Source organism: Priestia sp. YIM B13552, from assembly GCF_042787775.1.
GTDB classification, from domain to species: domain Bacteria; phylum Bacillota; class Bacilli; order Bacillales; family Bacillaceae_H; genus Priestia; species Priestia megaterium_E.
The window spans coordinates 101,363-124,341 of record NZ_JBHZOU010000004.1; the positions used below are offsets into that span (position 1 = coordinate 101,363).

Annotated in this window: 19 protein-coding genes; 15 read left to right on the forward strand and 4 right to left on the reverse strand. The window is 39.6% G+C overall.

The features are described 5' to 3' along the window. Positions 1–150 precede the first annotated feature (150 nt). Both ACFX40_RS17565 and ACFX40_RS17570 read left to right on the forward strand, forming a co-directional pair. Complete coding sequence (locus tag ACFX40_RS17565; RefSeq protein ID WP_013059849.1) at positions 151–1,458, forward strand: HD domain-containing protein; 1,308 nt, start codon at positions 151–153, stop codon at positions 1,456–1,458. Positions 1,459–1,481: 23 nt separating this feature from the next. Then, positions 1,482–1,991 (forward strand): YwgA family protein, encoded by a 510-nt coding sequence (locus ACFX40_RS17570; RefSeq protein ID WP_013059848.1) that lies wholly within the window; start codon positions 1,482–1,484, stop codon positions 1,989–1,991. A 46-nt stretch (positions 1,992–2,037) separates the two neighbouring features. On the opposite strand, the gene ACFX40_RS17575 is transcribed toward ACFX40_RS17570, so the two are convergent. Next, the gene (locus tag ACFX40_RS17575; RefSeq protein ID WP_025752468.1) at positions 2,038–2,223 is read right to left on the reverse strand and encodes a 2-hydroxymuconate tautomerase; all 186 of its coding nucleotides are present in this window, start codon (positions 2,221–2,223) and stop codon (positions 2,038–2,040) included. A 273-nt stretch (positions 2,224–2,496) separates the two neighbouring features. On the opposite strand from ACFX40_RS17575, the gene ACFX40_RS17580 reads away from it, so the two are divergent. After that, on the forward strand, positions 2,497–3,141 hold the full coding sequence (locus ACFX40_RS17580) for a site-2 protease family protein (RefSeq protein WP_016765944.1): 645 nt from the start codon (positions 2,497–2,499) through the stop codon (positions 3,139–3,141). Between the two features lie 19 nt (positions 3,142–3,160). Further along, positions 3,161–3,673 carry a YwhD family protein gene (locus tag ACFX40_RS17585; RefSeq protein ID WP_025752469.1) on the forward strand — a complete coding sequence of 171 codons (513 nt, stop codon included), beginning with the start codon at positions 3,161–3,163 and terminating at the stop codon, positions 3,671–3,673. Between the two features lie 39 nt (positions 3,674–3,712). Here the strand turns inward: ACFX40_RS17585 and ACFX40_RS17590 are convergent, their stop codons facing one another. Further along, a complete protein-coding gene (locus ACFX40_RS17590) occupies positions 3,713–5,779 on the reverse strand; it encodes a transglycosylase domain-containing protein (RefSeq protein ID WP_098333902.1) in 2,067 nt (688 codons plus the stop codon). 266 nt (positions 5,780–6,045) lie between these two features. On the opposite strand from ACFX40_RS17590, the gene speE reads away from it, so the two are divergent. The 4 genes from speE to argS all read left to right on the forward strand — a co-directional run bounded on the left by speE (position 6,046) and on the right by argS (position 10,122). Beyond that, positions 6,046–6,873, forward strand: coding sequence for a spermidine synthase (speE, locus tag ACFX40_RS17595; RefSeq protein WP_013059843.1), 828 nt, complete (start codon positions 6,046–6,048; stop codon positions 6,871–6,873). Between the two features lie 75 nt (positions 6,874–6,948). Continuing rightward, entirely contained in the window at positions 6,949–7,827 is an 879-nt protein-coding gene (speB, locus tag ACFX40_RS17600; RefSeq protein WP_013059842.1) for an agmatinase, read from the forward strand. A gap of 187 nt (positions 7,828–8,014) precedes the next feature. Further along, positions 8,015–8,455: a YwiB family protein gene (locus tag ACFX40_RS17605; protein WP_014457736.1), complete on the forward strand. Its 441-nt coding sequence runs from the start codon at positions 8,015–8,017 to the stop codon at positions 8,453–8,455. Further along, positions 8,452–10,122 carry an arginine--tRNA ligase gene (argS, locus tag ACFX40_RS17610; RefSeq protein ID WP_014457737.1) on the forward strand — a complete coding sequence of 557 codons (1,671 nt, stop codon included), beginning with the start codon at positions 8,452–8,454 and terminating at the stop codon, positions 10,120–10,122. Before ACFX40_RS17605 ends, argS begins: the two co-directional genes overlap by 4 nt. A gap of 30 nt (positions 10,123–10,152) precedes the next feature. On the opposite strand, the gene uvsE is transcribed toward argS, so the two are convergent. Beyond that, on the reverse strand, positions 10,153–11,106 hold the full coding sequence (gene uvsE / locus ACFX40_RS17615; protein ID WP_098433208.1) for a UV DNA damage repair endonuclease UvsE: 954 nt from the start codon (positions 11,104–11,106) through the stop codon (positions 10,153–10,155). A gap of 24 nt (positions 11,107–11,130) precedes the next feature. Beyond that, positions 11,131–12,324, reverse strand: coding sequence for a cardiolipin synthase (gene cls / locus ACFX40_RS17620; protein WP_051421112.1), 1,194 nt, complete (start codon positions 12,322–12,324; stop codon positions 11,131–11,133). Positions 12,325–12,522: 198 nt separating this feature from the next. Here cls and ACFX40_RS17625 point away from each other — a divergent pair, with 198 nt between their 5' ends. The 7 genes from ACFX40_RS17625 (at position 12,523) to icmF (ending at position 22,966) form a co-directional block, all read left to right on the forward strand. After that, the gene (locus ACFX40_RS17625; RefSeq protein WP_377255764.1) at positions 12,523–14,634 is read left to right on the forward strand and encodes a (Fe-S)-binding protein; all 2,112 of its coding nucleotides are present in this window, start codon (positions 12,523–12,525) and stop codon (positions 14,632–14,634) included. Positions 14,635–14,736: 102 nt separating this feature from the next. Then, positions 14,737–15,900: an acetyl-CoA C-acetyltransferase gene (locus ACFX40_RS17630; protein WP_060745878.1), complete on the forward strand. Its 1,164-nt coding sequence runs from the start codon at positions 14,737–14,739 to the stop codon at positions 15,898–15,900. Positions 15,901–15,915: 15 nt separating this feature from the next. Next, positions 15,916–16,770: a 3-hydroxybutyryl-CoA dehydrogenase gene (locus ACFX40_RS17635; protein WP_377255767.1), complete on the forward strand. Its 855-nt coding sequence runs from the start codon at positions 15,916–15,918 to the stop codon at positions 16,768–16,770. Between the two features lie 12 nt (positions 16,771–16,782). Further along, entirely contained in the window at positions 16,783–17,910 is a 1,128-nt protein-coding gene (locus tag ACFX40_RS17640) for an acyl-CoA dehydrogenase (protein ID WP_028409710.1), read from the forward strand. Positions 17,911–17,921: 11 nt separating this feature from the next. After that, on the forward strand, positions 17,922–19,055 hold the full coding sequence (locus tag ACFX40_RS17645) for an acyl-CoA dehydrogenase (protein ID WP_028409709.1): 1,134 nt from the start codon (positions 17,922–17,924) through the stop codon (positions 19,053–19,055). A 27-nt stretch (positions 19,056–19,082) separates the two neighbouring features. Continuing rightward, entirely contained in the window at positions 19,083–19,727 is a 645-nt protein-coding gene (locus ACFX40_RS17650) for a TetR/AcrR family transcriptional regulator (protein ID WP_014457745.1), read from the forward strand. Then, a complete protein-coding gene (gene icmF, locus ACFX40_RS17655) occupies positions 19,724–22,966 on the forward strand; it encodes a fused isobutyryl-CoA mutase/GTPase IcmF (protein ID WP_028409708.1) in 3,243 nt (1,080 codons plus the stop codon). Before ACFX40_RS17650 ends, icmF begins: the two co-directional genes overlap by 4 nt. Positions 22,967–22,979: the final 13 nt, after the last annotated feature.

The following is a 22,979-nucleotide window of genomic DNA, read 5'->3' on the forward strand; positions in this document are numbered from 1 at the left end:
GAACGAGCTTCTTACAAACAGAATCGCCTTGTTTGTTAAGTAAATCACCTTGGTTGCTTGACAAGGTGATTTTTTATTCTGAATAGGAAAATAGGAAGTGAATGTCGAAAAATTATAGCAACAACAAAGTGAAGATAGAGAGGTATGTAAATGACATATCCTAATGAAAAACTCAGTGAAGAAAAAGTATTTAAAGATCCTGTTCACCGCTATATCCATGTAAGAGATCGTGTTATTTGGGAGCTAATTGGAACAGCCGAATTTCAAAGGCTGCGTCGTATTAGACAGCTAGGAACGACATACTTAACGTTTCATGGGGCTGAGCACAGCCGTTTTAGTCATTCCCTAGGTGTTTATGAAATTGTGCGCCGTATTATTGATGACGGTTTTCAAGGACGCCCTGAATGGAATGAAGATGAGCGTCTTCTTTGTCTTTGTGCTGCTTTACTGCACGATTTAGGTCACGGTCCGTTTTCACATTCGTTTGAGAAGGTTTTCCACTTAGACCATGAAGAATTTACACAAGCCATTATCGTAGGTGACACAGAGGTAAATCAAGTGTTGACGAAAGTAGGAAAGGATTTTCCTAAAAAAGTGGCTGAAGTAATCGCGAAAACATATGAAAATAAGCTTGTCGTTAGTTTGATTTCCAGTCAAATTGATGCAGATCGCATGGATTATTTGCAGCGTGATGCGTATTACACAGGAGTAAGCTACGGTCACTTTGATATGGAACGAATTCTGCGCGTTATGCGTCCTAGGGAAGACCAAGCCGTGATTAAACACAGCGGTATGCATGCGGTTGAAGATTATATTATGAGCCGCTATCAAATGTACTGGCAGGTGTATTTTCATCCTGTTACGAGAAGTGCTGAAGTGATTTTGACAAAAATTTTACATCGTGCAAAAGAGCTCCATCATCATTACTATGAGTTCAAGCAGGAGCCAACTCATTTTTATTCGATTTTTGAAGAAGAAATATCGCTAAAAGAGTATTTGAAATTAGATGAATCTGTGATTTTATTTTATTTTCAAGCGTGGGAAGAAGAAGAGGATGAAATTTTATCTGATCTATGCCGAAGATTTATGAATCGTCAGCTTTTTAAATACATTGAGTTTAATCCGAATTCACAAATGAAGATGTGGATGGAGCTTACAACATTATTTAAAAAAGCGGGTATTAACCCAGATTATTATTTAGTCGTCGATTCTTCAAGCGACTTACCATACGATTTTTATCGGCCGGGTGAAGAGGAAGAACGTTTGCCGATTCATCTGTTGATGCCAAATAATGAAGTGCGTGAATTATCACGTCAGTCGGAGATTGTTGAAGCAATTTCAGGGAAAAAGAGAACCGATCATAAATTATATTTTCCACAAGATCTCATTGATCAATTGTCGTCTAAGCGAAAAGTTAAAGATCAGATTATAAACTTACTAAAAGGAGATCAGAGTTAAATAGTATAGGAGTTGAAGGGGCTGTGTTAAACGATCACGCAAAGATTGTGAAAGTATTTTCCGCGGCGGGAGAAGTTGTTGGCAGAAAAAAGTTACAAAAGATGATATTTATCGGAAAAAAGCTGAAGTTTCCTTTTTATGAAAAGTATAATTTTCACTTTTTTGGACCTTATTCTGAGGAATTAACGCTTCGAATTGAAGAGCTGTGCAACTTAGGCTTTTTAAGTGAAATTAAAGAGAAAAAAGGCGGGTATATGCAGTATCGCTACGTATTAACAGAAGCGGGGGAAGGATTTCTAAGCCACTATGATTTAGAACTTCCTCACTTGCAGGAATGTATGAAGGATATGAACGAACAAAGCTCGAAATTTTTGGAGCTTGTCTCCACGATTTTATATTTCGATAATTTACCGAAAGAAGAAGTAAAAGAAAAAGTGTTTACGCTAAAGCGTAAGCAAAACTATACAGAAGAAGACATTTCAGAAGCATACAAATATATTGAAAAACTTCAGGCAACGCTGTCTGTCCATTAAAAAGATGCCATAGGTTCACTCCTATGGCATCTTTTTTATGTAGGCGTTATTGATCGCTCATGCGCTTGCCCGCTACAGCGTAATGGTTTTTAGACATTTCTTCAATGATAATAGATACTTTTTCAGGTGCTGCACCTGTTGTTTCCACAATAGCATCCGTTACTTTTTCAACAAGAGCTCTTTTTTGATCATCTGTACGGCCCTCAAGCATTTTAACAGTTACAACTGGCATAATGTGTACACTCCTTTTTGGTCATTATATGATTAGTGTACCCGTTTTCTGAATAAAATGACAGTATGAGATAGTGATGGAGGCCATAATCTGTAGTATACTTTTATAATAACATCGATATAAAAAACAGCTGTGTCCAAAGGAAGCTCATCGCTGGTCTTTGAGAATTTTTAGGGCATATTTGAAGAAGCCTTGTATCTTTCTTACAGCAAAAAAAGATTCATTTAGTAGATGTGATAGGTAGAAATTATTTTAAAATAAAGGAGATAAAGAGTGGAACATTTTTTAGCTTTTTCATTGCAAGACCTTCCTTACGTGGTAATGACGCTTATTGTTGCATTCACGCTGCATGAGTTTGCACATGCGTATGTAGCTTATTTATTTGGAGACCACACGGCTAAAAAGCAAGGAAGGCTAACGCTTTCTCCGCTGGCTCATTTAGATCCATTTGGAACGCTTTTGTTAATTATCGCAGGTTTTGGGTGGGCGAAGCCGGTTCCTGTTAATCGCTATTTCTTTAAAAAGCCTCGTTTAGCTGGTATTCTAGTATCGATAGCGGGACCGTTTAGCAACTTGGTGTTGGCATTTATCGGCTTGCTTATTTACTATTTGATGAATAACGCCGCAGTGGACAACGATGCGCTTTATCGTTTTGTTACATTATTTATTCAAATAAACCTAACACTAGGTGTATTTAACTTGTTGCCTTTTCCACCTTTAGACGGCTACCGCGTGATTGAAGACCTCGTTCCGCCGTCTACGCGAGCCAAGATGACGCAGTATGAGTCTTGGGGCATTTTTGTATTTTTGATTCTTGTGATTACACCTCTGGATCGCATTGTGATCTGGCCGCTTCTAAACGGAGCAGCAACATTTGTTATGAATATCTTTCAGCAGATATTAGCACCACTGATTTAATGAATAGAGGAGGCTTACTATGACTCAGCCAAAAAAGAAAAGTATAGGATTTAATATCATAAAAGACGATTCAACCGACGGCCACGGCGGTTACGGGGTTGGAGCGTTAAGTTTAGAAAACATTTCACCTGTTTTTGTTTGTCCGAGCGACGAAGAAGTATTTGTGGATATCGGTGCGATGCATGCAAGAAGTGTAGTGGAAAAAGGAATTAAGTTCTTACCGAATAAAGACGAGGTGCCAAACGGCAAGTTATATTGGCTTGTGTGGGTAACGATTGATCGCAAGCAAGAAGGACCTTACTACGCAGGTATGACAGCATGTGAAATGACCGTTGATCGTGAAATTCGCCGCGGCTATAAGTCACTTCCTGAACACGTAAATAAAATGGATAAATCTTTAAAACGACGCATTATGGTAGAAGAAATGGATAACAAGTCTAAGGATTTGCTTCGTGAGTTTTTGAAGTCTCATAATGAAGAAGTTTGGACGTTATCTAATGATGACTTAAAAGAAGCGCTTCAAACATCGTAATGCTAAAAAAAGCTTAAGGCCTTCGCCTTAAGCTTTTTTTTAATCAAACCATTTGGGTAACCAGTGAAACTTTTTATCTTCTGTTTCACGCTCTTTTTTCTTCGTTTTTGCTGCATGATCGATGTGATCAGTACAATATGTTTTTGGCTGTGTTCCAGTTAAATAATAAGCTTTATATTGAACAGGGCATGATTTGGATGCTAACTTTCCATTTTGAGGATTAATGTTTACGCTCATTAATCCGTTTGGTGCTTTAAACTTTTCTTTTTTCTTCCCTTGTAAAGCATCTTCCATAAATAATGCCCACATTTTTTTTGCGTATCCTTTTTCAGCTACATCATCCATTGTCCTTCCTTGATCATATCCAACCCAAACGCCTGAAACGAGCTGAGGAGAGTAGCCAATCATCCAGCTGTCCGTGGAGGTTGTGCCGGATTTTCCTGCATAAGGACGAGATACATATTTAGAAATAGGCTTTCCTGTGACGGTTGTATAGCCATTTAGCTTTTGATTAAACATGCCTGTCATTAAATGAGTAGTAAGAAAAGCATAGCGCTTATCAATGACTTGTTTCCGTTCCGAAGGAGCTTGATAAACAACTTCTCCGTCATGGGTTTCAATTCGTTTAATAAATGTTGGACGAATTTCTTTTCCGCCATTAGCAAAGATGCCGTACGCATTAACCATATCAATGACTTTGACAGGTGAAGTTCCAAGAGCTAAAGATGGAACTTTCTTTAAAGGTGATGATATTCCAAGTGTTTTAGCGGTTTCAATCAAGCGGTTTTCCCCAATAAACAAATGCGTTTTTACGGCATAAATATTGTCTGAAAGTGCGATGGCTTGAGCCATTGTAATAGGAGCATCTGCATAATAATTGTGATAGTTACTAGGCGTGTATGTCGAAACGCCATCTTCCAATTTGAACGTCGTTTCTTCACTTTTCATTGGAGTAGATTCAGTAAAACCGTCTTTTAACGCCGCATAGTATAAAAATGGCTTCATCGTTGAGCCAGGCTGTCTTATTGCTTGAGTCGCGCGATTAAACGGGCTCTTTTCATAATCTCTTCCACCAATAAGAGCTTTCACTTGTCCATTTTTAGGATTCATCGCAACAAATGCACTTTGTACGTCTGAAGAGCTGCTGATAACATCCTTCATTTTTTCTTCGGCCGTTCGCTGCATCTTTTCATCCAGCGTTGTATAAACGCGAAGTCCATTTGTATAAATCATGGTTTCATCAATGCCTAAATCTTGCTTTAATTCTGCTAGCGCTGCATCCATAAAGTAAGAAGCATCTTCTTTATTAGGATCTTTTTCAGCAGGCTTTGCGAATGCTAGAGGTGTTACAAGCGCTTTTGTTGCTTGCTTAGCTGTAATAATTCCATCCTCTTTCATGAGAGATAAAATGATATTTTGTCGTTTTTTTGCATTTTCTTGATGAATAAGAGGAGAGTAGTAGCTAGGGCCTTTTGGAATACCTGCTAACATACTCGCTTCACTTAACGTCAAATTTTTGGCATGCTTATCAAAATACAACCTAGCTGCCGCTTCAATTCCATAAGCTCCATGGCCGTAGTAAATCGTATTCATGTAGCCTTCTAGAATTTCATCTTTGCTATAATTCATTTCTAACCGAATTGTATACAGAGCTTCTTGAAGCTTTCGAGTCCACGTTTTGTCGTGCTCTAGAAACAAGTTTCGTGCATACTGCTGAGTAATGGTACTCGCACCCTGTACTTTTCCCATAGCTTTTATATCAGCTACAATTGCTCCGGCGATTCGATGCATATCAAAGCCGTGATGCTCATAGAAGCGCTTATCTTCAACGGCTAAAGTCGCATCTTTTACGTAAGGTGAAATTTGATTAAGTGAAACCCAGTAGCGCTTTTGTCCATTGTGAACTTCATCAAGAACTTTACCGTTTGCTGAGTAGAAAACAGCTGTTTGAGAAACGTTTAGCGGAGGGGGGCCAGAGATTTTGGCGTAGAGAAAGATGCTTATGTAGGCAAACAACAATAAAGCCCCCGCTAATATACCAAGGACGAGAAGAATTCGGAAGATGCGTCTTGCCTTTTTTAAATGTTCGGTTAATACCGTTTCCATTTCTATTCACCACCAATATGTGTCACTATGCACCATGCATGTTGTTTTCAATACAACAAAATTCTATTAAAAGAGCGGTGCAAGTAGATTCTAAAGCTTGTATCTATCATCAGTATGAAATAGAAAAGGAGGTTTTAAACCTCCATTGCTAAAAATTTTACTTGCTTTTTTGCTGAATTCATCTATACTTTTTTCATGTTTGTATAAATTATGTTAGGGTAATCTATGCATAGGTTAATTCTCAAAATAGAAGGGAAGAGTTTGAAATGGAATTATGGTTCACAGAAAAGCAAACAAAGAACTTTGGTATTACAGCTAAAATTAATCGCACTTTACATACAGAGCAAACGGAGTTTCAAAAATTAGACATGGTTGAAACAGAAGAGTTTGGTAACATGCTCCTACTTGACGGTATGGTTATGACAACGGAAAAAGATGAGTTCGTTTATCATGAAATGGTTGCGCATGTACCGTTATTTACGCATCCAAATCCAGAAAACGTACTAGTTGTAGGTGGAGGAGACGGAGGCGTAATCCGTGAAATCTTAAAACACCCAAGCGTAAAAAAAGCGACGTTAGTTGATATCGATGGAAAAGTTATTGAGTACTCAAAAAAATTCTTACCTTCAATTGCGGGCAAACTAGAAGATCCTCGTGTTGATGTACAAGTAGATGACGGATTTATGCACATCGCTAAAAGCGAGAACGAATACGATGTCATTTTAGTGGATTCAACAGAGCCAGTAGGTCCAGCTGTGAATTTATTTACAAAAGGATTCTATGCAGGTATCTCAAAAGCACTTAAAGAAGATGGTATCTTTGTTGCTCAATCGGACAACCCTTGGTTTACGCCAGAACTTATCTCAAATGTTCAGCGTGACGTAAGAGAAATCTTCCCGATTACACGTCTATACGTAGCAAATATTCCGACGTACCCAAGCGGTTTATGGACATTTACAATGGGTTCAAAGAAACATGATCCATTAGAAGTAAGTGAAGATCGTTTCTTCGATATTGATACAAAGTATTACACAAAAGAATTGCACAAAGCCGCATTTGCTTTACCTAAATTTGTGCAAGATCTTATTAAATAAGTTATCACATACAAGTGAGGTGCCAGAGATTTAAGACTGGCATCTTTTCTATGAATAATGAAGGAGGAACAAAATATGCGTTTTGATGAAGCTTATTCAGGTAATGTATTTATCGGCAGTCACCCTGTTTTTGAAGAAAGTGAAGCGGTTCTTTATGGAATGCCAATGGACTGGACAGTTAGCTATCGTCCAGGTTCACGATTTGGCCCAACTCGTATTCGTGAAGTATCAATTGGATTAGAAGAATACAGCCCGTATTTAGATCGAGAGCTAGAGGAAGTAAAATATTTTGATGCAGGAGATATTCCACTTCCATTTGGGAATCCTCAGCGCAGCTTAAATATGATTGAAGAGTATATCGACCAGCTTTTAGCAGCAGACAAGTTCCCATTAGGTATGGGCGGAGAGCATTTGGTTTCTTGGCCTGTTATGAAAGCTATGTATAAAAAATACCCGGATTTGGCCATTATCCATATGGATGCTCATACAGACCTTCGTGAAGAGTATGAAGGAGAACCACTTTCTCATTCCACTCCGATTCGTAAAGTTGCAGAACTAATCGGACCGGAGAATGTTTATTCATTTGGTATTCGTTCAGGAATGAAAGAAGAATTTCAATGGGCAAAAGAAAACGGCATGCACATTTCAAAATTTGAAGTTCTAGAGCCGTTAAAAGAGATTCTACCAACACTTGCAGGTCGTCCTGTTTATGTAACAATTGATATCGATGTATTAGATCCAGCGCACGCTCCTGGTACAGGAACAGTAGATGCAGGCGGTATCACATCAAAAGAGCTTTTAGCTTCTATTCACGCAATTGCTAAATCAGATCTTCGCATTGTCGGAGGAGATTTAGTAGAAGTAGCTCCAATTTATGATCCGTCTGAACAAACCGCTAATACAGCAAGCAAGCTTATTCGCGAAATGATCTTAGGCTGGGTACAAAAGAAATAAATAAAGTAAAAGGCGGCCGCTGTGGCTGCCTTTTTTATTTGGAATATGTGAATGCGTCACGTACTGTAAAAAGGTGAATTCTCGGCGTATCTATCATATTTCCTTTGAAGTATTATTGAATTCTTTCTTTAGAATGTTTATACTATTTAAGTTATAACGTATTCATTTTAATAAGGAAGTGTCTTTTGTGAGTAACGCTTCAGAAGTCAAGAAACCCATTGAAGTTAAAATTGTGACGGATATCCGCGATGGTCACCGAAAAGAGACAACATCGGTAAATGCAAAAGGTATGTATTATGAAAAAGGATCTAAAATTTATCTTACATACACAGAGCGCCAAGAGGAAATCGGAGATATTAGAACAATGGTGAAAATTAGCGAAGATGAAGTATCAATTAATCGAACCGGTGCTGTTCAAATGAAGCAATCGTTTCGTAAAAAGGTACAGATCGAAGGAACTTATATAAGCCCTTATGGACGTATGGATTTACTAACATTCGCTCATAACATTGAATATAAACAAATGACTCAAAAGGGTCGATTATTTTTAACGTATGATCTAGAAGTACAGGGTCAGCCTACCGGGAAATATGCGTTAACCATTACATTCAAGGAGGAGAAAAAATGAACATCGTCGAACAAGTGCAGCAAAAATTAAAAGCTGAAATTCAAGATGCTGTGGTCAAAGCAGGACTTGCTGAAAAAGCAGAACTTCCAGAAGTTCTATTAGAAACCCCAAAAGATAAAACACATGGTGATTATTCTACCAATATGGCTATGCAGCTAGCTCGTATTGCCAAAAAAGCACCGCGTGTTATCGCTGAAGAGCTTGTAGCAAACTTCGATAAATCAAAAGCATCTATCGAGAAAATTGACATTGCAGGCCCTGGATTCATCAACTTTTATATGAATAACTCTTATTTAACAGAGCTTATTCCAACGATTGTAAAAGCTGGTGAAGCGTATGGCCAAACAAACGTAGGGAACGGACAAAAAGTACAGGTTGAGTTTGTTTCAGCTAATCCGACAGGGGATTTACATTTAGGACATGCCCGAGGTGCTGCAGTTGGAGACTCATTATGTAATGTTCTTGAAAAAGCAGGTTACGATGTGTCACGTGAATACTATATCAATGATGCTGGTAACCAAATTAATAACCTGGCTTATTCAGTAGAAGCACGCTACATGCAGGCTCTTGGTTTAGAGAAAGAAATGCCTGCAGACGGCTATCATGGTGCTGACATTATAAACATCGGAAAAGAGCTAGCAAAAGAGCACGGAGACAAGTATGTAAATGCCTCTGAAGAAGAGCGTTTTGAATTCTTCCGTCAATACGGGTTAGATTACGAGTTAGCTAAATTAAAGCGTGATCTTGAACAGTTCCGTGTGAAATTTGACGTATGGTATTCTGAAACGTCTCTTTATAAAAATGATAAAATCTCAGTTGCACTTGAAACGCTGAAAAAACAAGGCCATGTATATGAAGAAGAAGGTGCTACGTGGTTCCGTTCTACGACATTTGGTGATGATAAAGACCGTGTGTTAATTAAAAATGATGGTTCATTTACGTACTTAACACCAGATATTGCGTATCACCAAGACAAAATTCAACGTGGATTTGATAAGCTAATTAACATTTGGGGAGCCGACCACCATGGATATATTCCTCGTATGAAAGCGGCGATTCAAGCGCTTGGTTATGAAAAAGATACGCTTGAAGTAGAAATCATTCAAATGGTTCAACTGTATCAAAATGGCGAAAAAATGAAGATGAGCAAACGTACAGGTAAAGCAGTAACAATGCGTGATCTAGTAGAAGAGGTAGGCCTTGATGCAACTCGCTACTTCTTTGCGATGAGAAGTGCGGATACACATTTAGACTTTGATTTAGATTTAGCTGTTTCTCAATCTAATGAAAATCCTGTATACTACGCGCAATATGCTCATGCCCGTATTTGCAGTATTCTTCGTCAAGGTGAAGAGATGGGGATTCAATCAACATCTGGCGCTGACCTTTCATTAATTAGTGCAGAAAAAGAAATGGAACTACTGAAGAAAATCGGAGAGTTCCCTCAGGCCGTAGCGGAAGCAGCAACAAAACGTATTCCGCACCGCATTACAAACTATGTATTTGATCTTGCTTCTACGTTCCATAGCTTCTATAATGCAGAAAAAGTATTAGACAGCGATAATGTAGAAACAAGTAAAGCGCGTATTGAACTAGTGAAAGCTGTTCAAGTAACGCTTCAAAACTCCTTAAAACTAATTGGTGTTTCAGCACCTGAAAAAATGTAACAAAAAAAGAGCCTCTTGGCTCTTTTTTATTTAAAAAACAAGCGTGGCACCTCCTGTACGCTTTACTCCTCTCATTGATGCTAAATCTTCCACTAATTTTAGCAGCGCTTTATCTTTTAACTTTGCTTCTATCATTACGTCAAAATCTTGTCCAATATCTTTAGCCATTTGCAAAAAAGGTGCGATAAAATCAGTTGAGACATAATCAGAGTGACTTCTAAATTCTTTTTCAGATTTAGGAGAAGAGATATGTACTTTTGGTTTTAACTCGATATGTTTCCACGTGTCAAAGATACGAGGGAGCAATAATGCAAGAGGTTCTTCTCCTTCATTTGCTTTGTGGTGGTGATAATCAAAGAGGAGAGGGACTTTCTCTTTTTCGCATACAGCTAATGTTTCTTCAGTTGTGTATGTTTTATCATCATTTTCAAGAGTCATGCGCTTTTTAATGACAGGTGGCAGCGTTTGAATGTTTTCATGAAATCGACCGATCGCTTTTTCTTTATTGCCATAGGCTCCACCTACGTGAATATTAATAAGAGCTTGATCGGCCACTCCCATCGCTTCAAGCATTCTATAGTGATAATTCATATCTTTTACCGCATTTTCTGTAATATGTTTTTTGTCGCTTGTAAATAATGTGAACTGATTGGGGTGAAAACTCACGCGCAGCTGATGATTCCGAATCAATTCTCCTATCTCTGACCAATCGTCTTGGAACGCATCAATGTAATTCCAATCTACTTCAGGATGAGTAGCTAAAGGGACAAGAGAAGATGATAATCGATACAGCATAATTTCATGGGCAATATTAAAATGTAAAGCGCGCTTAGTATGATTTAAATTTTGTTTTGTGACGTAATGAAGCTTATCCAGCCTCTCATCTTTTTTCATTTTTTCCCATCTGGTAAACGTGAGGGTTTTCGCAGGTGAGCAGTCCCAAAGCGACAGGGCATGTGATACATAGCCAAATCTAATTTTCATTATAAATTTTCCTCTTTTCGTTCATTAAAGCAACGGAGAAATAAAGGTTGCAAATCCTTGCTTTAGTTTTTCACTCCATTTTCGGTTTTTGACATCTTCTAAAGACAAAATGGGGCATTCCCCCATACAAGCTTTAAAGCTGTTCTTTACCTCTTCAATGTATATGGCATCGTAGATTAAACAGTTGATTTCAGCGTTTAAGAACAAGCTTCTTTTATCAAAATTAGCCGTTCCTACATCGCAGATAACATTGTCTGCAATTAATACTTTTGCGTGGTAAAAACCGTAATAATATTGATAAATCATGCAGCCTGCTTGAAGTAATGTAGGAAGATAGGCAAATGCAGCATGATGAACAAGCGGTTGATCTGCACGCATTGGAATCAAAATATGAACTTGTACTCCCCGTGCGCGAGCTTGCAGTAACGCATTCATCAAAGGTTCACTTGGAATAAAATAAGGAGTACCTATGTACAATTCCCTATTGGCTTGGTTGATAATCGATAAAAAGCTTTCTTCAAGTGAAAAACCTTCAGTCGACTGTAGCTGAATAACATAGTCTCCTTCAGAGGCTGCTGGAAAGTATCTTTCCACTTTACGCAGGTCTATGCCGGTAGCAGCATACCAGTCGCTCAACAGCTGCATTTGAAGATCTTGGATACCTTCACCTTCCATACGCAGGTGGTAATCTTTCCACACCCCAAGCTTGGCGTCGAGTCCTAAATATTCTCTGCCGATATTAAAACCGCCAATGTAGCCAACTTTCCCATCAATAACGGCCATTTTACGGTGATTGCGTGCGTTGAGTGTATAAAACAAATAAGGCCACCGTAGCGTTCGACTGTAAGCAAAATGAACGCCTTGTTTCTTTAAGAATGCAATTTTGTTTTTCTTGATTTTATAGCTTCCCACACGGTCTACCAATAACCGGACTTCAATATTTTGCTGTGCTTTTTGGACTAGTAAATCTAAAAAATCTTGGCTAATTTCATCATTTTGTACGATGTAAAACGATAAATGGATAAATGAAGAGGCATTTTCTATTTCATGAAATAAATCTTTATACAAGACATTCCCGTCTGCGAACAAAAAAAGAGAAGCACGGCGCTTTGGAAATGTATTTTCAGCCTGAGAAAATACTTTCTTTCCAACGCCAAGGTCAATTGCAAGCCAAGCAATAAAAATAATAAAAAGTAAAATTACAACCATGCCGCTCATCACGTCACCTCTTTTCCCGATGTAAATACATTTTATGTTGTTCTTAGTGTCACCTTGTTTAAATAGAATATGAACAAAAGAACGAAAAGATATTGACTGAATGATCATTCATTATATACAATGAAAGTAGATATATTATCAGAAAATTTAGTCGTCAGGAGGAAAAAAAGGTAACAAATTATTCAAGGAGGGGACGAGATGACAGGGTTGCTGTGGGTGAATTTTCTCTTTTTTATTATTGTAACCGCTTACGCTGTTTCTTTGTTTGTATATTTGATTCGCACACGCATTCAGTATATTCAATTAGGGAAAAAAGTAGAATTTGATCAGCGGTTAAAAGAAAGACTGCAAAAAATTTGGGTGAACGTGTTTGGACAAAAGAAGCTGTTAAAAGATAAAAAAAGTGGAATTATGCACGTCATGTTTTTTTATGGGTTTATTTTAGTTCAGTTTGGTGCGTTAGACTTTATTATAAAAGGTTTGCTTCCAGGTAAACATTTGCCGCTTGGACCTTTATATCCCGGCTTTACATTTTTTCAAGAAATTGTGACGCTTTTGATTTTAGTAGCAGTGGTCTGGGCTTTTCACCGCCGCTACGTCGAAAAGCTTGTGCGTTTAAAAAGAGGGTTTAAATCTGGTTTAGTACTGATTTTTATTGGAGCACTTATGCTGTCAGTGCTTGTCGGAAACGGTATGTCAATCATCTGGCATAATCATGAACCGTCATGGACAGAACCGGTTGCGTCATCGATTGCGATCTTGTTTAAGGGAATCAATGATATTGCCGCTATCTCCATTTTTTATGTTTCATGGTGGATCCACTTAGCCGTGTTATTGACGTTTTTAGTATATGTTCCTCAATCAAAACATGCTCATTTACTGGCTGGACCGGCTAATGTATTTTTTAACCGTGTTTCTAAGCCAGGTAAGCTTGAAAAGATTGATTTTGAAGACGAGACCCAGGAGACGTTTGGGGTTGGAAAGATTGAAGAATTAACGCAGCATCAGCTTATTGATTTATATGCCTGTGTGGAATGCGGTCGATGTACGAATATGTGTCCGGCAACGGGTACAGGGAAAATTTTATCTCCAATGGATTTAATTTTAAAGATGCGCGATCACTTAACAGAAAAAGGAGCGGTTGTGACATCTAAGGCTCCTTGGGTTCCTACGTATGCATTCTCCAAAACAAAAGGAAATCAGCTGGCGATGATGGCGGCCAGCCAAGGCGGAGAAGAAGCCGCAGCAACAGCGGAATATAATCCCGCTTTAATTGGAGATGTCATTACGGAAGAAGAAATTTGGGCATGTACAACGTGCCGAAACTGTGAAGATCAATGTCCCGTAATGAACGAGCACGTAGATAAAATCATAGATTTACGACGTTTTTTAGTATTAACTGAAGGAAAGATGGACGCGGATGCTCAGCGTGCCATGACGAATATTGAGCGTCAAGGAAACCCTTGGGGATTAAACCGAAAAGAGCGTGAAGAATGGCGACATGTAAGAGAAGATGTTCACATTCCTACTGTTAAAGAAGTAAGTAAAGCCGGTGAAACGTTTGAGTATTTGTTCTGGGTAGGTTCGATGGGATCTTATGATAACCGCAGCCAAAAAATCGCCCTATCGTTTGCAAAGCTTCTCAATGAAGCGGGTGTTTCATTTGCGATTTTAGGAAATAAAGAAAAAAATTCTGGTGACACGCCGCGCAGGTTGGGCAATGAATTTTTATTCCAAGAGTTAGCTTCTAAAAATATCGCTGAATTTGAAAAAAATGAAATCAAAAAAATTGTTACAATTGATCCACATGCTTACAATATTTTTAAAAATGAATATCCAGATTTCGGTTTTGAAGGAGAAGTGTATCATCACACAGAATTACTAGCTATGTTGGTGAAAGAAGGTAAGCTGTCACCAAAACATGCGGTTAATGAAAAAATTACCTTCCATGATTCCTGTTATTTAGGAAGATATAACGAAGTATACAGTCCGCCAAGAGAAATTTTGAAAGCGATTCCAGGTGTTCATTTGATTGAAATGGATCGCAACCGTGAAAATGGTATGTGCTGTGGAGCAGGAGGAGGGTTAATGTGGACGGAAGAAACGACCGGCCAGCGCATTAATGTAGCGCGCACCGAACAGGCCTTAGCTGTTAACCCAAGCATTATCAGTTCAGGTTGCCCATACTGCTTAACGATGCTAAGTGACGGAACAAAAGCAAAAGAAGTAGAAGAACAGGTTCATACGTATGACGTAGCAGAACTGCTTGAAAAGTCAATTTATGGCGACGTGCAAGAACAGGTTTCATAAAGGAGAAGTAGAGGTGGTCTTCATCTCTACTTTTTACAGAAAGGAAATTGAGCAAGCGTTCAATCGGCAAGGACAAAGAGGAAGAAAAAGGAGGAAATAACAGTGGGGAAAACAGTTATTGTGAGTGCAGTTCGAACACCTTTTGGAAAATTAGGTGGCAGCGTAAGTGGACTAAAAGCGGCAGAACTAGGCGGGAAAGCGATTCAAGCAGCATCAAAAGGACGTACAGAAATTGATTCCGTTATTATGGGGTGCGTGCTGCAAGGGGGCCAAGGGCAGCTGCCTTCTAGGCAAGCCATGCATTATGCAGGTTTACCGTGGCAAGTAGAGACGGAAACCATTAATAAAGTCTGTGCATCGGGTATGCGCAGCATTACAACTGCTGATCAGCTGATTCGATTAGGAGAGGCAAAAACAATCATTGCAGGTGGAATGGAATCGATGAGTAACGCGCCGTATCTTCTTCCAAAAGCAAGGTGGGGGTTCCGTATGGGAGATAGCGTTGTGACGGATTTGATGGTTCATGACGGTTTGACATGCAGCTTTACAGGGGTCCAAATGGGTACGTATGGAAATGAAATAGCTTCTGAAATGGATATTTCCCGAGAAAAGCAGGATGAATGGGCCCTTCGCAGTCATCAATTAGCGGTAGAGTCAGAAGAGAAAGGGAGATGGACCGCAGAAAGAATTTCAGTTGATATTCCGTCTAAAAAAGGAACGATAACGGTTCAAAAAGATGAAGGACCAAGAAAAGACACGTCGTTAGAAAAACTTTCTTCTCTTCGGCCTGTATTTGGTCACAGCGGAACCATTACAGCAGGAAATGCACCTAGCGTGAATGACGGAGCAGCTGCGCTCATGCTAATGGATGAAGATGTGGCAAAAGCAAATGGCTATGAGCCGTTGGCTACGATTGTAAACCATACTTCTCTTGCGATGGAGCCAAGGGAATTTCCGAAAACGCCCGGGTTTGCTATTAATAAGCTATTGCAAAAAACAAGTAAAACAGTAGACGATATTGCGCTGTTTGAAATCAATGAAGCTTTTTCAGCGGTAGCGTTGATGAGTATGGAAATTGCAGGGCTTCCGGCTGAAAAAGTAAATGTGAACGGCGGGGCTGTAGCACTTGGGCATCCGATTGGAGCAAGCGGCGCCCGTATTGTTGTAACGCTCATTCATGAATTAAGACGACGAGGCGGCGGACTAGGCATTGCTTCTATTTGCAGCGGCGGCGGCCAAGGTGATGCCATTATGGTAGAAGTGTAAAAGGGGGATACCAACTTGAATATTGAAACAGTTATGGTTATTGGAGCAGGTCAGATGGGAGCAGGCATTGCGCAAGTATTTGCTGCGAGCGGATACCAAGTTTCTTTGTATGACGTTGATCAAAAAAATACGCAAAAAGGAATAGAAGGTATTGATAAACGTCTGAAAAAGCAGGTGGGAAAAGGTTCTCTCTCAGCTAAGGAACATGAAGGGATTATGGAGCGCATTCAGCTGGCAAATGAAATAACGGCAGCACAAAAAGCAGATTTAATCGTCGAAGCGGTTGTGGAAAAGATGGAAGTCAAACAAGCCATTTTTGCGGAGTTGGATTCGTTAGCCCCGAGTCATACTATTTTAGCAACCAACACGTCTTCGCTTCCTATTACTGAAATTGCAGCTGTGACCACTCGACCTGAAAAAGTAATTGGCATGCACTTTATGAATCCTGTTCCGGTGATGAAACTCGTTGAAATTATTAGAGGGCTGGCTACTACCGATGAAGTGTATCAAGCAGTCTATGAAACAACGAAAAAATTAAATAAAACCCCGGTGGAAGTTCATGATTTTCCAGGGTTTGTTTCAAATCGAATTTTAATGCCAATGATTAACGAAGCTGTGTTTACGCTCTATGAAGGTGTAGCAAGCGAAGAGGATATTGATCAAGTGATGAAACTAGGAATGAACCATCCAATGGGACCTTTGACATTAGCAGATTTCATCGGCCTCGATACATGTTTGTTTATTATAGAAACGCTTCATAAAGGGTTTGGTGATGACAAATATCGTCCTTGTCCATTGCTTAGGAAATATGTAAAGGCAGGGTGGCTTGGTCGAAAAACAGGAAAAGGATTTTTTACGTACGAAACATAAAGGAGTGGCGAAATGATCTTTTTTACGTCTGAACAACACATGATTAAAAAGATGGTAGCTGATTTTAGTGAAAAAGAAGTCGCTGCGGCTGTGCCAAACATGGAAAAGGGTGAATTTCCTCGAGGTTTATTAAAGCAGATGGCTGATCTTGGCCTGATGGGCATTCCCGTTCCTCAAGCATACGGAGGGGGCGGACTGGACTTTGTATCGTACATGATTGCCATCCACGAAATATCAAAAGTAAGTCCAGCCCTAGGCGTCATTTTGTCTGTTCATACTTCTGTAGGTACGAATCCTATTGTCGTATTTGGGACGGAAGATCAAAAACAAAAGTATGTAAAAAAACTGGCGACAGGTGAATATCTAGGTGCTTTTTGTTTAACAGAACCTAGTGCAGGGTCTGATGCTGCAAGCTTAAAAACAAAGGCAGAACGAAAAGGAGACCACTATCTTTTAAATGGCTCAAAGCTTTTCATTACAAACGGCGGCGAAGCAGATACGTATATTGTATTTGCTAAAACGAATCCCGAACGCGGGTCGAGAGGGATGAGCGCTTTTATCGTTGAAAAGACGATGGAGGGATTTTCAGTAGGAAAAGATGAACATAAGATGGGCCTTCATGGTTCTCGAACGGTTCAACTTCACTTTGAAAATATACAGGTGCCTGTAGAAAATCGTCTCGGAGAAGAAGGTGAAGGCTTTCGAATTGCGATGGCTAATTTAAATGCCGGAAGAATTGGTATTGCTGCTCAGGCGGTAGGAATTGCTGAAGGTGCGTTAACGGCAGCTAAAAACTATGCAAATGAACGATATCAATTCGGAAAACCGATTTTATCTCAGCAGGGTATTGCCTTTAAGCTGGCTGATATGGAAACGGCTGTTGAATCAGCGAAGCTTTTAATGTATAGAGCCGCTTTTTTATATGATCAAAAACTTCCTTGTAAAAAAGAAGCCTCAATGGCGAAATTATTTGCTTCCCAAACGGCCATGAATGTAGCAATCGATGCGATTCAAGTTTTGGGAGGCTATGGTTATATGAAAGATTATCCAGTAGAGAGGTATTTTCGTGACGCCAAAGTATGCGAAATCTACGAAGGTACAAGCGAAATTCAGCGCATCGTCATTAGCAGTCAATTATAGGGGGAATAATCATGTTTTTTAAACTTTCAGAAGAACACGAAATGATTCGAAAAATGGTGCGGGACTTTGCCAAAAACGAAGTGGCTCCGACAGCTGCACAACGAGATGAAGAAGAGCGTTTTGACAGAGGAATCTTTACGCAAATGGCTGATCTAGGATTAACAGGTATTCCATGGCCGGAGCAATACGGAGGAATTGGCAGTGACTATCTAGCTTATTGCATTGCTGTTGAAGAACTGTCTAGAGTATGTGCATCAACAGGCGTTACTTTGTCGGCTCATACTTCTCTTGCCGGCTGGCCAATCTATACATTCGGAACAGAAGAACAAAAACAAAAATACCTGAAACCTATGGCAACGGGTGAGAAAATAGGTGCTTATGGGTTAACCGAACCGAGTGCTGGATCAGATGCAGGAGGAATGAGAACGCTCGCTGTAAAAGACGGAGAAAATTATATTTTAAATGGTTCTAAAATCTTTATTACAAACGGCGGCGAAGCGGATATTTACGTTGTATTTGCTCGCATCGACCCCAATGAAAAACGCACGAGCGCTTTTATTATTGAAAAAGATATGCCGGGATTTTCAGTTGGTAAAAAAGAAAAGAAACTGGGCATTCGCTCTTCACCTACCACAGAAATTATTTTCGAGGACTGCCGTGTTCCAAAAGAAAATTTGCTAGGAAATGAAGGAGAAGGATTTAAAGTTGCGATGATGACACTAGATGGCGGCCGAAATGGCATTGCAGCGCAGGCTGTAGGAATTGCCCAAGGGGCGTTAGATGCGGCCGTAGCTTATGCCAAGGAACGTCAGCAATTTGGTAAGCCAATTATTTCTCAGCAAGGAATTGCGTTTAAGTTAGCCGACATGGCCACGAGTATAGAAGCTGCAAGACTGTTAACCTATCAAGCTGCTTGGTTGGAGTCCCAAGGGCTGCCATATGGCAAAGAATCAGCCATGTCAAAATTATATGCTGGGGATACAGCAATGAAAGTAACGACAGAAGCTGTTCAAGTATTTGGAGGATACGGTTATACAAAAGATTATCCAGTAGAACGTTTTATGAGAGATGCAAAAATCACGCAAATTTATGAAGGCACACAAGAGATTCAGCGTCTCGTCATTTCTAGGTATCTTGCTAAATAAAACACTTGTTGTAGGAGAGGTGAAAAAATGAAAAAGAGAGAAGTTCTCACATCCATTAAAGATGAAAAGCTGATTGTAGAGCGTCGTAATCAAATGATTAAAGGGGCCGTCACGCTATTTAAGGAAAAAGGTTTTCACCGAACAACAACAAGAGAAATTGCCAAAGCCGCTGGGTTCAGTATCGGTACACTTTACGAATATATTCAATCTAAAGAAGATGTTTTATATCTTGTATGTGACAATATTTACGATGAAGTGAGAGAGCGATTAGAAGAGATGGTGGTGGATCGTTATACAATCGCTGAGCTTCAACAAGCGATTCAGCACTATTTTAAAGTTGTGGATGAGCTTCAAGATGAAGTATTAGTCATGTACCAAGAAGCGAAATCACTGTCTAAAGATGCGCTTCCATATGTATTAAAAAAAGAGCTGGATATGGTTGAGATGTTTAAGGTTATTATCGAAGGCTGCGTAGAAAACAATCAATTTGCACTTACGGATAAAGAAATTTCGCTGTTTGCTCATCATTTATTTGTTCAAGGTCAGATGTGGGCATTTCGCAGATGGTGGCTGCAAAAGCATTATTCATTAGAAGAATATACAAATATGCAGTTAGATTTTTTACTTAAAAATTTTTCATTTCAACAACTGTGTGAGGGGGAGACAGTTTGAATACAAGCAAAAGACCGCTTCGTTTTTTAACCGCTTCTAGCCTGTTTGACGGCCACGACGCGTCCATTAATATTATGAGACGAATTCTTCAAGCCAAGGGGGTAGAAGTCATTCACCTGGGGCATAACCGATCTGTCGAAGAAATTGTTAACGCTTCCATACAAGAGGATGTTCAGGGGATTGCCATTTCTTCTTATCAAGGCGGCCATGTAGAATATTTTAAGTATATGTACGATTTACTCCAAGAACAACAGGCTTCTCATATTAAAATTTATGGCGGAGGAGGAGGGGTCATTATTCCGAGTGAGATTCAAGAGCTTCATGATTACGGCATTTCTAAAATCTTTTCTCCGGAAGATGGACGAAAAATGGGGTTAGAAGGCATGATTCAATTTATGATCGATGATTGTTATTACACAAATCCCCCTGCACTGCCGAAGGATCGAACCTTAACGCCGGCTAATGACCGTTTAATTGCCCAGCTTATTACATGCGCTGAAAATGAAGCCTATGAATACACAAAAGAGCACGCAGCTGCTCTTGAAGAAATCCGAGAAAGTGTAATCGAAAGCGAGACGGATCAAAAAATACCGGTTATTGGAATCACAGGAACAGGAGGAGCGGGGAAAAGTTCGCTTACGGATGAATTAGTAAGAAGGTTTATTGAACATATTCCAGATATTCATGTAGCTGTTTTATCCGTCGATCCAACTAAACAAAAAACCGGAGGAGCGCTTCTTGGGGATCGAATTCGCATGAACATCGCAGCGTCTCCTCGTGTGTATATGAGAAGTTTGGCCACGCGTTCATCTGGACATGAGCTATCGGCGGCCATTCGAGATGGAATTGCTGTCGTGAAAAAAGCGGGTTTCGACATTATCATTGTCGAAACAAGCGGCATCGGGCAAGCTGATGCTCAAGTCAAAGATATTGCAAACGTCTCTCTGTATGTAATGACAAGCGAATTTGGCGCGCCGTCGCAGTTAGAAAAGATTGAAATGATTGATTACGCAGACTTTATTGTAATCAATAAATTTGAAAAAAAAGGTTCTGAAGACGCAAAAAAACAAGTGCAGCGTCAATATCAGCGTAATCATCAGCTGTTTGAAAATAATCTCTCTACGATGCCAATTTACGGCACAATTGCGAGCCAGTTCAACGACGGGGGAACAAATATTTTATTTGAAGATCTTGTAAATCATCTGCATCAAACATGCCGTACGTCTTGGCACGTAGAAAAATCATCAGAGCGCGTAAGTGAAAAGAAATATACCATCATTCCTAATGATCAACAGCAATATTTACAGGAGATTGTAAACAGCGTTCGCTCTTATCACCGCAATACGGATGTTCAAGTACAAATAGCGCGTAAATTTTATCAGCTAGAGGGTGCTCTGGAAGAAGTGGAAACAGAAACGGCCAAGCAAGAGCTCACTCAGCTAAAGGAGAAATATCAAAAACAGCTAACGGCTGAATCGATTGAAAAGCTGGAAAACTGGCCTAAATTAAAAAGTCAGTACGGGAAAGAAGAACTTATTACAAAGATAAGAAATAAAGAAATTAAAACCTCTCTGCAAGTTGATACCCTATCAGGACTGCGTATTCCGCGCGTGGCTCTTCCAAAAGTTAAAGAATATGGGGAAGTTCTTCGTTTTCTTTATAAAGAAAATGTGCCAGGTGCGTTTCCTTATACAGCAGGTGTTTTTCCTTTCAAACGAAAAGGTGAAGATCCTAAGCGTCAATTTGCAGGCGAAGGAACACCAGAACGAACAAATCGCCGCTTTCACTATTTGTCAAAAGATGATGAGGCTAAGCGTTTAAGTACAGCATTTGATTCTGTAACGCTTTATGGAGAAAATCCAGATCCAAGGCCAGATATCTTCGGGAAAATTGGCGAAAGCGGCGTAAATGTCTGTACCCTTGATGATATGAAACTCCTGTATAAAGGATTTGATCTTTGCCATCCGTCGACTTCCGTTTCGATGACCATCAATGGGCCGGCTCCAATATTACTAGCTATGTTTATGAATACAGCTATCAGTCAGCAGGTGGAAAAGAAGGAAGAGGAGCTGAAGCGTCCTTTAACGGAAGAGGAATACGAGGAAGTAAAATCGGGTACGTTGAAACAAGTGAGAGGAACTGTTCAAGCGGATATTTTAAAAGAAGACCAAGGGCAAAATACGTGTATTTTTTCCACAGAATTTGCATTAAAAATGATGGGAGATATTCAACAGTACTTTATTGACGAGAAAGTGCGCAACTATTATTCTGTTTCTATTTCAGGCTATCATATAGCTGAAGCAGGGGCTAACCCGATTTCTCAGCTAGCTTTTACATTGGCCAACGGTTTTACGTACGTGGAATATTACTTGAGTCGAGGCATGCACATTGATGATTTTGCTCCTAATTTATCGTTTTTCTTTAGTAATGGACTTGACCCTGAATACACGGTTATTGGACGTGTAGCGAGAAGAATCTGGGCAATTGTGATGCGTGATAAATACGGCGCGAATGAACGCAGTCAAAAGCTTAAGTATCATATTCAAACATCCGGCCGCTCGCTTCATGCACAGGAAATTAATTTTAATGATATACGTACGACGTTGCAAGCCTTAATGGCTCTTCATGACAATTGCAACTCTCTTCATACCAATGCGTATGATGAAGCAATTACAACGCCGACAGAGGAATCTGTACGAAGAGCGATGGCCATTCAATTAATCATTACAAAAGAGCATGGATTAACTAAAAATGAAAATCCACTACAGGGCTCTTTTATTATTGATGAACTAACAGACTTGGTAGAAGAAGCGGTATTGGCTGAGTTCCAACGCTTAAATGATCGAGGCGGCGTTTTAGGTGCGATGGAAATGCAGTATCAGCGAGGTAAGATTCAAGATGAATCGATGGAATATGAGATGCAAAAACATACGGGAGATTTACCTATTATAGGAGTAAATACGTATATTAATCCAAATGAAGAGGAAAATTCCTCAGTTGATGACATGCAGTTAGCCCGTGCATCAAAAGAAGAAAAAAATCATCAAATTAATCAGCTTCAGAAGTTTCAACAGCAGCATGAAGAAAAAAGAGAAGATGCGCTGAAAAGGTTAAAGAAAGCTGCAACAGAAGGAGAGAACATTTTCAAAGAGTTAATGGAGACCGTTAAAGTAGCCAGCTTAGGAGAAATTACGCGAGCTTTATATGAATGCGGTGGGCAATATCGCCGAAATATGTAATAATGTATCGTTA

What these genes read in the sequence shown, in the direction of transcription:
- ACFX40_RS17565 (WP_013059849.1), top strand. Translation starts at nt 151, where the DNA reads ATGACATATCCTAATGAAAAACTCAGTGAAGAAAAAGTATTTAAAGAT.
- ACFX40_RS17575 (WP_025752468.1), bottom strand. Translation starts at nt 2,223, where the DNA reads ATGCCAGTTGTAACTGTTAAAATGCTTGAGGGCCGTACAGATGATCAA.
- ACFX40_RS17585 (WP_025752469.1), top strand. Translation starts at nt 3,161, where the DNA reads ATGACTCAGCCAAAAAAGAAAAGTATAGGATTTAATATCATAAAAGAC.
- ACFX40_RS17590 (WP_098333902.1), bottom strand. Translation starts at nt 5,779, where the DNA reads ATGGAAACGGTATTAACCGAACATTTAAAAAAGGCAAGACGCATCTTC.
- speE (WP_013059843.1), top strand. Translation starts at nt 6,046, where the DNA reads ATGGAATTATGGTTCACAGAAAAGCAAACAAAGAACTTTGGTATTACA.
- speB (WP_013059842.1), top strand. Translation starts at nt 6,949, where the DNA reads ATGCGTTTTGATGAAGCTTATTCAGGTAATGTATTTATCGGCAGTCAC.
- argS (WP_014457737.1), top strand. Translation starts at nt 8,452, where the DNA reads ATGAACATCGTCGAACAAGTGCAGCAAAAATTAAAAGCTGAAATTCAA.
- uvsE (WP_098433208.1), bottom strand. Translation starts at nt 11,106, where the DNA reads ATGAAAATTAGATTTGGCTATGTATCACATGCCCTGTCGCTTTGGGAC.
- cls (WP_051421112.1), bottom strand. Translation starts at nt 12,324, where the DNA reads ATGAGCGGCATGGTTGTAATTTTACTTTTTATTATTTTTATTGCTTGG.
- ACFX40_RS17625 (WP_377255764.1), top strand. Translation starts at nt 12,523, where the DNA reads ATGACAGGGTTGCTGTGGGTGAATTTTCTCTTTTTTATTATTGTAACC.
- ACFX40_RS17640 (WP_028409710.1), top strand. Translation starts at nt 16,783, where the DNA reads ATGATCTTTTTTACGTCTGAACAACACATGATTAAAAAGATGGTAGCT.
- ACFX40_RS17645 (WP_028409709.1), top strand. Translation starts at nt 17,922, where the DNA reads ATGTTTTTTAAACTTTCAGAAGAACACGAAATGATTCGAAAAATGGTG.
- ACFX40_RS17650 (WP_014457745.1), top strand. Translation starts at nt 19,083, where the DNA reads ATGAAAAAGAGAGAAGTTCTCACATCCATTAAAGATGAAAAGCTGATT.